The sequence below is a fragment of the Pseudomonas sp. C2.3V genome (genome assembly GCF_058536325.1).
Genome location: NZ_JBZUBN010000001.1, coordinates 1322311 through 1335848 on the forward strand (window position 1 = coordinate 1322311; position 13538 = coordinate 1335848).

Annotated in this window: 17 protein-coding genes; 13 read left to right on the forward strand and 4 right to left on the reverse strand. The window is 54.4% G+C overall.

Annotated elements, in window-relative coordinates; translation table 11 throughout:
* Positions 1–59 precede the first annotated feature (59 nt).
* The gene (locus tag AC4LF3_RS06210; protein ID WP_122043140.1) at positions 60–371 is read left to right on the forward strand and encodes a YqfO family protein; all 312 of its coding nucleotides are present in this window, start codon (positions 60–62) and stop codon (positions 369–371) included.
* A gap of 50 nt (positions 372–421) precedes the next feature.
* On the opposite strand, the gene AC4LF3_RS06215 is transcribed toward AC4LF3_RS06210, so the two are convergent.
* A complete protein-coding gene (locus tag AC4LF3_RS06215; protein ID WP_037030094.1) occupies positions 422–925 on the reverse strand; it encodes a L,D-transpeptidase family protein in 504 nt (167 codons plus the stop codon).
* A gap of 89 nt (positions 926–1014) precedes the next feature.
* On the reverse strand, positions 1015–1557 hold the full coding sequence (locus AC4LF3_RS06220) for an NUDIX hydrolase (protein ID WP_010797584.1): 543 nt from the start codon (positions 1555–1557) through the stop codon (positions 1015–1017).
* A 113-nt stretch (positions 1558–1670) separates the two neighbouring features.
* On the opposite strand from AC4LF3_RS06220, the gene AC4LF3_RS06225 reads away from it, so the two are divergent.
* The 3 genes from AC4LF3_RS06225 to purT all read left to right on the forward strand — a co-directional run bounded on the left by AC4LF3_RS06225 (position 1671) and on the right by purT (position 3819).
* Positions 1671–2267, forward strand: coding sequence for a CoA pyrophosphatase (locus AC4LF3_RS06225; RefSeq protein ID WP_197872740.1), 597 nt, complete (start codon positions 1671–1673; stop codon positions 2265–2267).
* A gap of 94 nt (positions 2268–2361) precedes the next feature.
* Positions 2362–2553, forward strand: coding sequence for a DUF1289 domain-containing protein (locus tag AC4LF3_RS06230; RefSeq protein WP_073450372.1), 192 nt, complete (start codon positions 2362–2364; stop codon positions 2551–2553).
* 84 nt (positions 2554–2637) lie between these two features.
* Positions 2638–3819 (forward strand): formate-dependent phosphoribosylglycinamide formyltransferase, encoded by a 1182-nt coding sequence (purT, locus tag AC4LF3_RS06235; protein ID WP_434135934.1) that lies wholly within the window; start codon positions 2638–2640, stop codon positions 3817–3819.
* A 43-nt stretch (positions 3820–3862) separates the two neighbouring features.
* On the opposite strand, the gene AC4LF3_RS06240 is transcribed toward purT, so the two are convergent.
* Together AC4LF3_RS06240 and AC4LF3_RS06245 are read right to left on the reverse strand one after the other, a co-directional pair.
* Entirely contained in the window at positions 3863–5173 is a 1311-nt protein-coding gene (locus tag AC4LF3_RS06240; RefSeq protein ID WP_491834955.1) for an MFS transporter, read from the reverse strand.
* Positions 5174–5408: 235 nt separating this feature from the next.
* Positions 5409–6209 carry a cytochrome C assembly family protein gene (locus AC4LF3_RS06245; protein WP_010797588.1) on the reverse strand — a complete coding sequence of 267 codons (801 nt, stop codon included), beginning with the start codon at positions 6207–6209 and terminating at the stop codon, positions 5409–5411.
* Between the two features lie 135 nt (positions 6210–6344).
* Here AC4LF3_RS06245 and ffh point away from each other — a divergent pair, with 135 nt between their 5' ends.
* From ffh to AC4LF3_RS06290, 9 genes are all read left to right on the forward strand, one after another.
* Positions 6345–7721, forward strand: a complete 1377-nt coding sequence (gene ffh, locus AC4LF3_RS06250) for a signal recognition particle protein (RefSeq protein WP_491834956.1) — start codon at positions 6345–6347, stop codon at positions 7719–7721.
* Between the two features lie 156 nt (positions 7722–7877).
* Positions 7878–8129, forward strand: a complete 252-nt coding sequence (gene rpsP, locus AC4LF3_RS06255; protein WP_010797590.1) for a 30S ribosomal protein S16 — start codon at positions 7878–7880, stop codon at positions 8127–8129.
* Positions 8130–8134: 5 nt separating this feature from the next.
* A complete protein-coding gene (gene rimM, locus AC4LF3_RS06260) occupies positions 8135–8674 on the forward strand; it encodes a ribosome maturation factor RimM (protein ID WP_010797591.1) in 540 nt (179 codons plus the stop codon).
* A 3-nt stretch (positions 8675–8677) separates the two neighbouring features.
* On the forward strand, positions 8678–9421 hold the full coding sequence (trmD, locus tag AC4LF3_RS06265) for a tRNA (guanosine(37)-N1)-methyltransferase TrmD (RefSeq protein WP_491834957.1): 744 nt from the start codon (positions 8678–8680) through the stop codon (positions 9419–9421).
* Between the two features lie 45 nt (positions 9422–9466).
* Positions 9467–9817 (forward strand): 50S ribosomal protein L19, encoded by a 351-nt coding sequence (rplS, locus tag AC4LF3_RS06270; protein WP_010797593.1) that lies wholly within the window; start codon positions 9467–9469, stop codon positions 9815–9817.
* A 98-nt stretch (positions 9818–9915) separates the two neighbouring features.
* A complete protein-coding gene (locus AC4LF3_RS06275) occupies positions 9916–10335 on the forward strand; it encodes an acyl-CoA thioesterase (protein ID WP_404627796.1) in 420 nt (139 codons plus the stop codon).
* Positions 10336–10350: 15 nt separating this feature from the next.
* Entirely contained in the window at positions 10351–11241 is an 891-nt protein-coding gene (gene xerD, locus AC4LF3_RS06280; RefSeq protein WP_372238859.1) for a site-specific tyrosine recombinase XerD, read from the forward strand.
* A 55-nt stretch (positions 11242–11296) separates the two neighbouring features.
* On the forward strand, positions 11297–12025 hold the full coding sequence (dsbC, locus tag AC4LF3_RS06285; RefSeq protein ID WP_010797596.1) for a bifunctional protein-disulfide isomerase/oxidoreductase DsbC: 729 nt from the start codon (positions 11297–11299) through the stop codon (positions 12023–12025).
* A gap of 161 nt (positions 12026–12186) precedes the next feature.
* Positions 12187–13491, forward strand: a complete 1305-nt coding sequence (locus AC4LF3_RS06290; protein ID WP_010797597.1) for a homoserine dehydrogenase — start codon at positions 12187–12189, stop codon at positions 13489–13491.
* Positions 13492–13538 lie beyond the last annotated feature (47 nt).

The following is a 13538-nucleotide window of genomic DNA, read 5'->3' on the forward strand; positions in this document are numbered from 1 at the left end:
CCGAGAAGGCCGGTCATACTGTTTCAGGTATGACCGGCCTTTTTGCATCTGGAGGATTTATGTACAAGTTATGCTTCTATGTGCCAGGCAGCCATCTGGAGTCCGTCAAGGACGCGGTATTTGCTGCAGGAGGTGGTCGCATCGGTAATTACGAGGCGTGCTGCTGGCAGGTCTTGGGAGAGGGGCAGTTTCGCCCATGTGCTGGAAGCAACCCTTTTCTAGGGAAGATTGGCGAGCTGGAGCGCGTGGCAGAATGGAAAGTAGAGCTGGTCGTGACCGATGACTATGTAAAGCAGGCTGTCGAGGCGTTACGCAAAGCCCATCCCTATGAGACGCCAGCCTATGAGGTGTGGCAGCTGGCGTCATTCTAGGTCAAGGCCGAACGTTGTGACTCCTGTGCTTCAAGGTGTGTACCGGAGCTTCAGGGGCGTATCTCGATCAACGTACCGTCCTTGACCAGCGTCCAGATTTCACGCATATCCGCATTGGTTAGTGCAATGCATCCATTCGTCCAGTTCAGCGAAGAGAAATACCACTCCGGGTATTCTTCATCGATAGGGGTGCCGTGAATCATGATCATGCTGCCCGGTGGCACGCCTGCTGCTTTTGCGCGTGCCAGGTCCTGTGCATTGGGGTATGAGATGTGCATCGACAGGTTGAACTTGTCGCTCGTCTTTCGCCAGTCTATCCAGTAGAAGCCTTCTGGCGTGCGCTGATCGCCTTCGCGAAACTTGGGGCCCTTGGGGAATTTGCCCAGTGATACCCGGTAGGACTTGATGGTTTCGCCCTTGCTGAGCAGCTCAAGCTTGTTCATCGACTTTATGACTAGCACCTTGTCGATTGTCCGCCCATCAAGTGTTGTTGTCGTGCTGGCAAGGCAGAGGGTAGAGAAAAACAGGCAACAGAAAGCAGTAAGCCAATACATCCGGCGCATTTGAAAAATAATCCCTAGCTAAGCGACTGCAGAAAGCAGCCAAGGCGTGCTGCTGTTCACTCTGTATATATCAGCTGGAACTAGCGTTCCAGCATGGGTGCGATGCCTTCATGATGCACTGAATAGTGACCGGTTCGGCGATCAGCAAAAAAGCATTCTAGGGTACGCGCAATGGTCGGAAAAGCGAGTGACGACCAAGGGATATCTGCTTCGTCAAACAGGGCTGTTTCCAGGCTTTCTTCACCAATGCCAAACGACCCGCCGACAAGCTCGCCGCGGAACAGCATATAGACCTGATTGATATGGGGCAGGTCGAATAAGGTATAGAGCTTGAGGTTGCCGACGTTAGCGCAGGCTTCCTCCCAGGTCTCACGGGCGGCGGCCTGTTCGATCGTTTCGCCGTTTTCCATGAAGCCGGCCGGGAGTGTCCAGTAGCCGCGGCGAGGTTCAATGGCGCGGCGACATAAAAGTACTTTATCTCCCCAGACGGGCAGGCATCCCGCCACAATGCGAGGGTTCTGGTAGTGCACCGTGTGGCACTGTGTGCAGATGTAGCGAGGGCGCGTATCCCCCTCGGGAATGCGCTGAACCAGCGTGCCGCCGCAATAGTTACAGAATTTCATGATGCCTCCTCGTCGTCCTGCCATCTTGCGAGGAGCTAAGGCTGCAAGCAAGGGGTTGGGCAAGCTGGATATTCCATGCCATGATGCCTCAAGAGTAAGCGTGTGGAGAAAGCATCGTGGATGAGTTGCTCCATCGATTGCGGCATTATCGACCGCGTCACCTGGAGACTGATCGTACACACCCCGAAGCCGCCGTATTGTTGCCTATTATTCGAGGTGATGATCCTGAGCTGGTTCTGACGCTGCGCGCCAGCAATCTGTCGACGCATGGGGGAGAGGTCGCATTACCAGGTGGGCGACGTGATCCGGAAGATCCGGACCTTATTCATACAGCGCTGCGTGAGGCGTATGAGGAGATTGGTCTGCCGCCGGGGCTGGTTGAAGTAGTCGGGCCGTTGAGCCCCTTGATTTCTTATTACGGGATCAAGGTAACGCCTTATGTCGGCATTATTCCCGATTACGTGGAGTACACGCCCAACGACGCTGAAATCGCAGCCGTATTTACGGTTCCGCTCAGCTTTCTGTGCGAAGTGCCTCCAGAGGTCACGCCGAGGATCGATGAGCAGGGGCGACGTTCCTATATCCCAAGTTATCAGTACGGTGAGTATCGGATCTGGGGCCTGACGGCTGCCATTATCGTGGAGCTGGTCAACCTGCTTTATGATGCCGGCATTTCGCTTCATGAGCCGCCTCATTCAGTTGAGAAATGATGCCTTTTGATGCACTTCTGCCATCAGGCCAAGTAGAATTCATGCCAACGATACGTTATCAGGCCGCTGCCTGTACGAGATGACAGCCTTGGACATGAATGAAAACGAAAAGCCTGTTCGCTCTCCCTGCGTGCAAGTCTGTGTGCTGGATGAGGCCGATATGTGCACAGGATGCCAGCGCACCGCTCAGGAAATATCTCAATGGGGACGTATGACCAACACCGAGCGGCGTAGGGTCTTGCAGCTGTGTGAGGAACGTGCCTGCGCCGCTGGCCACTATTTCTAAGGGCACCTCAGATAGCGATCGAGTGCGTTGTCGCTATGGGGCGGCCCGGTTAAACCCATGACTGTATACACCAGAGGATGCTGCATGACCCAGATAGGAACTCCATTGTCACCTACCGCCACTCGCGTTCTGTTATGTGGCTCTGGTGAGCTTGGTAAAGAAGTTGTCATCGAGCTACAGCGTTTGGGTGTGGAGGTCATTGCCGTCGATCGTTATGCCAATGCACCGGCCATGCAGGTAGCCCATCGTAGTCATGTCATCAATATGCTGGATGGCGCCGCGCTTCGCGCGATCATCGAGCAGGAAAAACCTCATTACATCGTGCCCGAGATCGAGGCAATTGCCACGGCAACCCTCGTTGAGCTGGAGGGTGAAGGGTATACCGTCGTGCCTACTGCACGCGCTGCGCAGCTGACCATGAACCGCGAAGGTATTCGCCGTCTGGCTGCGGAGGAGTTGGGTTTGCCCACTTCACCGTATCACTTCGCGGACACCTTTGAAGAGTATGCCGCTGCCGTCGAATCTGTAGGCATGCCCTGTATCGTGAAGCCGATCATGAGCTCCTCCGGCAAGGGGCAGAGCGTTATCAAGTGCAGCGAAGACATTCAGGCCGCCTGGGATTATGCTCAGGAAGGCGGACGAGCGGGTAAGGGACGCGTCATTGTTGAAGGCTTTATCGACTTTGACTATGAAATCACCTTGCTGACAGTCCGTCATGTCAATGGAACATCGTTCTGCGAACCTATTGGTCATCGTCAGGTAAAAGGTGATTACCATGAGTCCTGGCAGCCGCAAGCGATGAGTCCCAAGGCACTTGCTGAGTCCGAGCGTGTCGCCAGGGCGGTTACCGAGGCGCTGGGCGGGCGTGGTCTGTTTGGTGTTGAGCTGTTTGTCAAAGGCGATCAGGTGTGGTTCAGTGAAGTCTCTCCACGTCCCCATGATACAGGCTTAGTAACGCTGATTTCTCAGGATCTCTCTGAGTTTGCCCTTCATGCCCGTGCCATTCTGGGATTACCGATACCGGTCATTCGCCAGTTTGGTCCATCAGCCTCTGCCGTACTGCTGGTTGAAGGACAATCTACCCAGACAAGTTTCGGCAATCTGGGTGCAGCGCTAAGTGATCCGGATACGGCCCTGCGCCTGTTTGGCAAGCCTGAAGTGGCAGGGCAGCGCCGAATGGGCGTGGCACTGGCTCGAGATGAGTCGGTGGAAGCGGCCCGTGAAAAGGCGACCAAGGCGTCGCAAGCCATCAGCGTAACGCTTTAATCCTTCGGGACGACAGCCCTGCCTGCACAGGGCTGTCGCTTGATTACAATTCCCGATCTCGTGTTTCCTTAAGGCACAGTACGGCAATCAAGCTGATCAGCGCCGCTGCGGAAACATAACCTCCTACCCAGCTCAAGCCTCCGGTATCGGCTAGCTTCTGCGCAATATAAGGCGCTACCGAGGCACCCAGGATACCGCCAAGGTTATACGCGGCCGAGGCGCCGGTATACCTGACGTGGGTGGGGAAAATCTCCGGTAACAGCGCACCCATGGGTGCGAACGTCATGCCCATGAGAAATAGCTCCAGCGCTAGGAAAAGCGCAATGCTACCTGTTGAGCCATGGGTAAGCAGCGGCTCCATGGCAAAGCCTGACAGCAGGGCGGCGGCTGCACTGATTGCCAGAACTGGTTTGCGGCCATAACGGTCGGCAAGCCAGGCCGACAGAGGTGTAGCCAGAGTCATGAACAGAACGGCAAAGCACAGGAGCCCTAGAAAGCCCTCTCGGCTGAACCCTAGTGTTTTAACGCCATAGCTCAGCGAAAACACCGTTGAGATATAGAACAGCGCATAGCACACCGCCATGGATAAGGCGCCCAGCAGCATGGGATGCCAGTGCTTGGTAATTGCTTCGGTTAATGGAAGACGTAGCTTTTCGTGTCGCTCCATGGCTTTGGCAAACACTGGCGTTTCACTCAGTTTGAGGCGGACATAAAGACCAACCATTACCAAGGCGGCGCTCAGGATGAAAGGAATTCGCCAGCCCCAGGCCTTGAATTGCTCGTCCGATAGCAGCACGGCCAGCGCGAGAAACAAGCCGTTAGCCGCAAGAAAGCCGATAGACGGGCCCAGCTGAGGAAACATGCCAAACCAGGCTCGCTTGTTCTTCGGCGCATTTTCCGTTGCCAGCAGCGCGGCGCCACCCCATTCTCCGCCCAGCCCAAGCCCTTGGGCGAATCTGAGAACGCACAACAGCACGGGGGCCCAGCCACCTATGCTGGCATAGCCAGGGAGCAGGCCGATCAGCGTGGTCGAAACACCCATCAAGAGGAGCGAAGCCACTAGAGTGGATTTTCGACCAATCCGATCGCCGAAATGGCCAAACAGTGCAGAGCCGAGAGGACGGGCCAGGAAAGCGATGCCAAAGGTGATGAATGCGCTGAGTGTTTGCGCAATCGCAGATGTTTGTGGAAAGAACACCGGGCCGATGACGAGTGCGGCGGCGGTAGCGTAGACATAAAAATCGTAAAACTCGATAGCCGTGCCGATAAAGCTTGCCGTTGCGATACGGACTGTAGAGTTTGCAGGCGCGGCAGGCGAAACAGGTTCCGCCTCGTAGGTTGCAGTAGCAGTCATTGGATGTCCCAGGCGCTGTCGTTTTTTATGGCCTGACTCGTACGCTTGCCCGGGTAGGGCACAGGTGCGTAATCATCCGGTGCGGATGTGAATCGTTAGCCTGTTATGACGCGGCTCTATCGGCGAGGGGGTAACCGCAGAGAGAGACGTTTAGCTGGGTAAGCCTTTGGATTATGGACAAGCCTTGCCGTTTCCGGCAAGGCTTGCGAGGGACGAGGTGCCTATGAGGCGATCTTCAGATATGCAGGATGAATTCACGCACCAGCTTGCTGCCGAAATACGCGAGCATCAACAGGCAGAAGCCGGCCAATGTCCAGCGGATGGCCTTGTGTCCACGCCAGCCCATGCGATGACGCCCCCACAGCAGGACGCCAAACAGGACCCACGCCACACAGGACAGAACCGTCTTGTGTACCAGGTGCTGGGCAAGCATGTCTTCGAGAAACAGCCAGCCGGAAATCAGGGACAAGGACAATACAGCCCAACCCGCCCACAGAAAACCAAACAGCAGGCTTTCCATGGTTTGCAGAGGGGGGAAGCTCCGGATCAGCCCCGATGGGTGCTTGTTCTTGAGCTGCCTGTCCTGAATCAATAGCAGCAACGATTGAAAAACAGCCAGTGTTAACAGACCGTAGGCAACAATCGAGAGCAGTACGTGGGTTAATATGCCCGGTGTAATATCGATCGGTTGAACAGTGCCCGACGGTAACACGTCAGCCAGGAGCGTCGTGATGGCTCCTAGAGGATAAATCAGTACCAGTAATGTCTGTAGCGGCATGCGGATGCAGCCGAGCAGAATCAAAAGTATGGCTACCGCCGCGATCAGGCTGGACGCATCAAAAAAGTCCAGCGAAAGACTGCTGGGTAGAATCAGCTGAATGAACAAGGCCGCGCCATGGGCGAGCAACGCTACTACGCCCAACGAGACCAAAAGGGTATTGTTGGGACGCTTGCGCGTGGTCAGACACACACTTTGATAGGCCGTGGCGACACTATAGAGAAGGGCAGCCGTCAGGCTGGGCAACAGGGATGACATAAATCCTTGAATCACTGAGCCGAAAGCAGATGAGTTTGGCACAGATGCCAGTGTTCAAGGAAGACTGTAGACGATGCCAGCCGACGTCCTCTTCGTTATACTTCACAACCTGCCGCCAGTTTTGGACGCATTTGCATGTTTGAAAACCTGACAGATAGACTCTCACAGAGCCTTCGCCATATCACTGGCAAGGCAAAATTGACCGAAGACAACATCAAGGACACGCTGCGTGAAGTGCGCATGGCGCTCCTTGAGGCGGACGTGGCGTTGCCGGTCGTCAAGGATTTCGTCAATAAGGTCAGGGACCGTGCCGTAGGCACTGAAGTCTCCAAGAGCCTCACTCCTGGCCAGGCCTTCGTGAAAATCGTTCGAGCCGAGCTCGAAGAGCTGATGGGGGCTGCAAACGAAGATCTGGCTCTCAATGTCTCTCCACCGGCCGTTATTCTCATGGCCGGTCTGCAGGGTGCAGGTAAGACCACTACAGCAGGCAAGCTGGCGCGCTTCCTGAAAGAGCGCAAGAAGAAAAGCGTTCTTGTTGTCTCTGCTGACGTCTATCGTCCTGCCGCGATCAAGCAGCTGGAAGCCTTGGCTCATGAGGTCGGCGTTACGTTCTATCCCTCCGATATCAGCCAAAAGCCTGTTGCGATCGCCGAAGCCGCTGTGCGTGAAGCCAAGCTCAAGTTCATTGACGTCGTAATCGTGGATACCGCTGGTCGTTTGCATGTCGATGCAGAAATGATGGCTGAAATCCAGCAGGTTCATGCCGCGATCAAGCCTGCCGAAACGCTGTTTGTTGTAGATGCCATGACGGGTCAGGACGCGGCTAATACCGCCAAGGCCTTCAATGACGCGCTTCCCTTGACAGGCGTCGTGCTGACCAAGGTCGACGGTGATGCCCGTGGCGGTGCGGCATTGTCCGTGCGAGCCATTACAGGCAAGCCGATCAAGTTCCTGGGTATGGGAGAAAAGAGCGAGGCGCTGGATCCTTTCCATCCTGATCGTATTGCTTCCCGTATTCTGGGTATGGGCGATGTGCTCAGCCTTATCGAGCAGGCCGAGCAGAACCTGGATAAGGAAAAAGCCGAAAAGCTGGCCAAGAAGCTCAAGAAGGGCAAAGGGTTCGATCTGGAAGACTTCCGTGACCAGCTTCGCCAGATGAAGAGTATGGGCGGCCTTGGCTCGCTTATGGACAAGCTTCCTACCATGATGGGTGGTGTCAATTTGTCCCAGATGGGAAATGCTCAGGGAGCAGCCGAAAAACAGTTCAAGCAGATGGAGGCTATTATCGACTCCATGACGCCTGCTGAGCGCCGTGATCCAGAAACGATCAGCGGCTCGCGTAAGCGTCGAATCGCCATGGGTTCCGGAACCCAGGTACAAGATGTAGGCCGCCTCATCAAGCAGCATAAGCAGATGCAGAAAATGATGAAAAAGGTGACCTCCAAAGGCGGCTTGTCAAAGCTTATGCGTGGCATGGGTGGCATGTTCCCAGGAGGAATGCCCAAGCTGTAAATCCCCAGGTTGCTGCCGTTGGGCGATCAGCCCTGCATAAGATAGGGAAAAAGAGTTTGCAATCGCTCGGATTATCCTTAGAATATGCGGCCTTTCGGGCCTGAGGCCCAGCGTGCGTAACATTTGTAAAGCACCGACTACAGGAACAAAGTTCACATGTTAACCATCCGTCTTGCCCGTGGTGGCTCCAAGAAGCGCCCCTTCTATCACCTGACCGTGACCAACAGCCGTAACGCCCGTGATGGTCGTTTCGTTGAGCGCATCGGCTTCTTCAATCCGGTTGCTTCCGGTAATGAAATCCGTTTGTCTGTTGACTCCGAGCGCGCTAGCTACTGGCTGAGCCACGGTGCACAGCCGTCTGAGCGCGTTGCTCAGCTGCTCAAGGACTCTGCTAAGGCAACTGCCTGAAATTTATGAGTCAGACGCCTGCGCCTGAAGAGGACCTGGTTGTCCTCGGTAAGATTGTCTCGGTGTATGGCGTGCGTGGCGAAGTGAAGGTCTATTCCTTCACCGACCCCTTGGACAATCTGCTGGAGTATCGTCATTGGACGCTGCGTCGTGATGGCGAAATCCGCAAGGTAAGTTTGGTAAAGGGCAGCCTTCACGGCAAAGTCCTGACGGCCAAGCTTAAAGGTCTGGATGATCGCGAAGAGGCACGAGCCCTTTCAGGGTTCGAAATTTGTGTGCCTCGCCATGAGCTTCCAGGCCTGAACGAAGGTGATTACTACTGGTATCAGCTCGAAGGGCTGAAAGTGATCAACCAGGAAGGGCAGATGCTCGGCGTGGTGGATCATCTGCTTGAGACTGGTTCCAACGATGTCATGGTGGTAAAGCCATGTGTCGGCAGTCTGGACGATCGCGAACGCCTGTTGCCCTATGTTTTGGAGCAATTCGTCAAGTCGATTGATCTAGTGGCAGGTGAGATGCGGGTTGACTGGGACGCGGATTTTTAAATCATGCGTGTCGACGTCATCAGTATCTTTCCTGAAGTATTCACAGCCGTCCGTGATTTCGGAATTACCGGTCGTGCGGTCAAGCAGGGGTTACTTCAACTCAATTGCCTGAATCCACGGGACTATACCGAAGACCGGCATCAGACTGTTGATGATCGTCCTTTTGGGGGTGGTCCCGGCATGGTGATGAAAATTCAGCCATTGGAGCGGGCATTGAATGATGCACGCAGCAAGGCTGAGGGCTCGGTAAAAGTAATTTACCTTTCCCCTCAAGGGCGACAGCTGTCGCAGCAAGGGGTAAAGAAGCTGGCGAAAGAAGAACACCTCATTCTGATCGCTGGTCGTTACGAAGGTATCGACGAGCGCTTTATTGAAGCGCACGTTGATGAAGAATGGTCGATTGGTGACTATGTGCTGTCTGGCGGCGAGCTGCCAGCAATGGTCCTGATCGATGCGGTGACGAGGCTACTGCCTGGAGCGTTGGGGCATGTAGATTCCGCCGAGCAGGACTCGTTTACGGACGGTCTGCTCGATTGTCCTCATTACACTCGACCTGAGGTGTATGAGGGACGGCGGGTACCTGATGTGCTGCTCAGTGGTAATCACGAGCATATCCGGCGTTGGCGTTTACAGCAGTCCCTTGGAAGGACCTATAAACGGCGCGCTGATCTTCTGGAAAGACGCTCGCTTTCTGGAGAAGAGCAGAAGCTGTTGGCGGAATTCCTTCGTCAACAGGACGATAGTTAACGTATCGATGGCAGGTCTGACGGCTTGTCTTAGGAGCACACTAGCATGACCAACAAGATTATTGCACAGCTTGAAGCTGAACAAATGAACAAGGAAATCCCGGCTTTCGCGCCCGGTGATACCGTAATTGTTCAAGTAAAAGTAAAGGAAGGCGACCGTCAGCGTCTGCAGGCCTTTGAAGGCGTTGTAATTGGCAAGCGTAACCGCGGCCTGAACAGTGCTTTCACCGTTCGCAAGATTTCCAACGGTGTAGGTGTAGAGCGTACCTTCCAAACTTACAGCCCCATGATCGACAGCGTCAGCGTCAAGCGTCGCGGTGATGTTCGTAAAGCCAAGCTGTACTACCTGCGCGAACTGTCTGGCAAGGCAGCACGTATCAAGGAAAAGCTGGCTTAATTCAGCGATTCCACAAAAAAGCAGCCCTAGGGCTGCTTTTTTGTTGCATGTATGAAAAGTCAGTATGGTGAGTTAGCTAAGCGAGTTCCCAGATGTCCATGACCCCTAGAGAGCAAGAAATCGCACGCCGAACAGAGATGTCTGAAACGCGCGTGGCCAAAGCGGTATTTCCTCCTGATACCAATCATCATCACACGTTGTTTGGCGGGCAGGCGATGGCGTGGATGGATGAAGTCTCTTTCATTACGGCGACACGGTTTTGCCGTTTGCCGCTGGTAACGGTATCGACCGACCGTATCGATTTTAATCACGCCATTCCAGGTGGCTCTATCGTTGAGCTGATTGGTCGAGTGATAAAAGTGGGTAATACCAGCATCAAGGTGGGTGTCGAGGTTTACCTCGAGAGTATGTATAACGAAGGACGTGAACTGGCGATCAATGGTGCGTTTAGCTTTGTTGCGATCGATGAGGATAAGCGTCCCGTCGCTGTTCTGCCGGACTTCCCTCAACACTCCTGAGTTGTAACACTGCTGATGCGAGATCATCCGTACATCAATCGATTTTTGGATGCCTTATGGCTTGAGAAAGGCTTATCCGAACACACGCGTGACGCCTATTCCAATGATTTAGGGCAGTTCAACGCCTGGTTGACGGAGCAGGGCGTTTCGCTTGAAAAAGCTGGTCGAGAGATGATTCTTGATCACTTGGCCTGGCGGCTGGACAAGGGTTACAAGGCACGCTCAACGGCGCGTTTTCTATCGAGTGTTCGTGGTTTTTACCGATATGCGGTTCGTGAAGGACTGATCGATGTTGATCCTACGCTACAGGTCGATATGCCTCGCCTTGGCGCGCCTCTACCCAAAAGCTTGTCCGAGGCAGATGTCGAGGCATTGCTTGCCGCACCGGATACTGATGACCCGCTGGGCTTGCGTGATCGAACCATGCTGGAGGTACTGTATGCAACAGGTCTTCGAGTCAGCGAGCTGGTTGGGTTGACGCTTCAGCAGGTAAATCTGCGACAGGGCTCGATGCGGGTGTTTGGCAAGGGAAACAAGGAGCGTCTGATTCCTTTGGGGGAGGAGGCTATCAATTGGCTGGAGCGGTATGTGAAGGAAGCGCGCGGCCTGTTACAGAACGGGTTGGCATCTGATGTGCTGTTTCCGAGCCTGCGTGGGACTGAAATGACACGGCAGACCTTTTGGCACCGCATCAAGCTGCACGCCCAGGTGGCCTGTATCGATAAGCCGCTTTCACCCCATACGCTGCGCCATGCCTTTGCAACCCATCTGCTCAATCATGGTGCTGACTTGCGTACCGTACAAATGCTTTTAGGGCATTCAAGCCTTTCGACAACCCAGATTTACACACATATCGCCCGGGCTCGTTTGCAGGCTCTGCATGCGGAACATCATCCTCGCGGTTAAATTGTAGGGTCGGCCTCTGTGGTAGGCTGGCAGCTATTGTTCACAGGAGTTATTCATGCGCATTACTCGTTTGGTGCTGGCGGTTTGCCTGGGGCTCGCAAGTACTTTTGCAATGGCTGAATCCGAGCAGGCTATCCGTAAGACCTTGAGTGCATTACAGCCTGATCTGGGTATCGAGTCGATTGGAAAAAGTCCTTTTGAAGGCCTTTATGAGGTTCAGCTCAAGGGCGGGCGTATCCTGTATGCCAGTGCTGATGGGCAATACATCGTTCAAGGATACCTGTACCAGTATAAGGACGGTCACGCCGTTAACTTGACGGAACAGGCTGAAAATGCAGCAGTGGCCAAGCAGATCAATGGTTTGGACAAGCAGCAGATGGTCGTCTTTCCAGCCGTGGGCGAGACGAAAGCTCACATTACCGTTTTTACGGATACCACATGCCCTTATTGCCAGAAACTACACGCCGAAGTTCCCAAGTTGAACAAGCAGGGTATCGAGGTGCGTTATCTGGCATTCCCGCGTCAGGGTTTAAATTCGGCGGGGTATAAGCAGCTTGAGGCAGTATGGTGTTCTAAGGATCGGGCCGAGGCGATGGAGCGCATGTTCGAAGGTAAGGAAATCAAGGCTGCCTCCTGTGATGATCCGGTTGCGAAGCAGTTTACTCTGGGGCAACAGATTGGCATTCAGGGCACGCCTGCCATTATTCTTGCCAATGGACATATGATCCCTGGTTACCAGCCAGCGTCAGAACTGGTAAATGACGCGCTGGCAGCCGGTAAATAGGTATAGTGCAGTCATGACGGCCGAGCTAAGCTCGGCCGTTTGGTCTTGACGATAAGCCTGAGCGATACGTGGCAGCCAAGCGGCGTGCTTGAGGTAAACTCCGTTTCCAAGTTTTTATCAGCCCGGGTGTTCTACCGAGGCCTACAGCAGGGGAATAAAGCGTGAAACCGGTAAAAGTGGGTATTTGCGGACTGGGTACCGTGGGTGGCGGTACTTTCAATGTGCTCAAACGAAACGCTGAAGAGATTGCACGTCGTGCCGGCCGTGGTATTGAAGTAGCACAGATTGCTCAGCGTCGTCCTAATCCCAAGTGTGATACCGGTATTACCCCGATTACCGACGATGTGTTCGCTGTGGTGGATAACCCGGAAATCGACGTGGTGGTCGAGCTAATTGGTGGTTACACAGTGGCCCGTGAATTGGTCATGCGTGCAATCAACAACGGCAAGCATGTGGTTACCGCAAACAAGGCGTTGATTGCAGTGCATGGCAACGAGATTTTTGCCAGGGCGCGTGAAAAAGGCGTCATCGTAGCCTTCGAAGCGTCGGTTGCTGGAGGCATTCCTGTTATCAAAGCTGTGCGTGAGGGCCTTGCGGCTAACCGCATCAATTGGGTGGCGGGAATCATCAACGGTACTGGCAACTTTATCCTGACCGAAATGCGCGAAAAGGGCCGTACGTTCGAAGACGTACTCAAGGAAGCCCAGGCGCTCGGTTATGCCGAGGCGGATCCAACCTTTGATGTTGAAGGTATCGATGCGGCGCATAAACTTACTATTCTGGCATCCATTGCCTTTGGTATTCCGCTTCAGTTCGATAAGGCCTACACCGAAGGCATTACCACGCTGACCACGGCCGACGTTGGTTATGCCGAGGCGCTGGGTTATCGCATCAAGCACCTGGGCGTTGCGCGCAGCACCGAGAAGGGTATTGAGCTACGTGTTCATCCCACCCTGATTCCAGCCGATCGCCTGATTGCCAACGTAAATGGGGTAATGAACGCCGTCATGGTTAACGGTGATGCGGTGGGTTCGACACTGTTTTATGGCGCGGGCGCTGGTATGGAGCCAACGGCTTCCTCCGTAGTGGCTGATCTTGTCGATGTGGTACGTGCCATGACGTCAGATCCGGAAAATCGCGTTCCGCACCTGGCCTTCCAGCCTGACGCTTTGTCCGATCATCCGGTATTGCCTATCGAAGCCTGTGAGAGCGCCTACTACCTGCGTATCCAGGCCAAGGACCATCCAGGTGTGTTGGCCCAGGTGGCAAGTATCCTGTCGGAGCGTGGCATTAATATAGAGTCGATCATGCAGAAGGAAGCCGAGGAACATGACGGCTTGATTCCCATGATTCTGCTGACCCACCGGGTACATGAACAGCATATGAATGAAGCCATCAAGGCGCTTGAGTCACTTGAGGATGTGGTAGGGGCTGTTGTTCGTATCCGAGTCGAACATCTGAACTGATCCAGGCCGGCCGGATGATGGATCCGGCTATCAGCTGCTCTAATTGA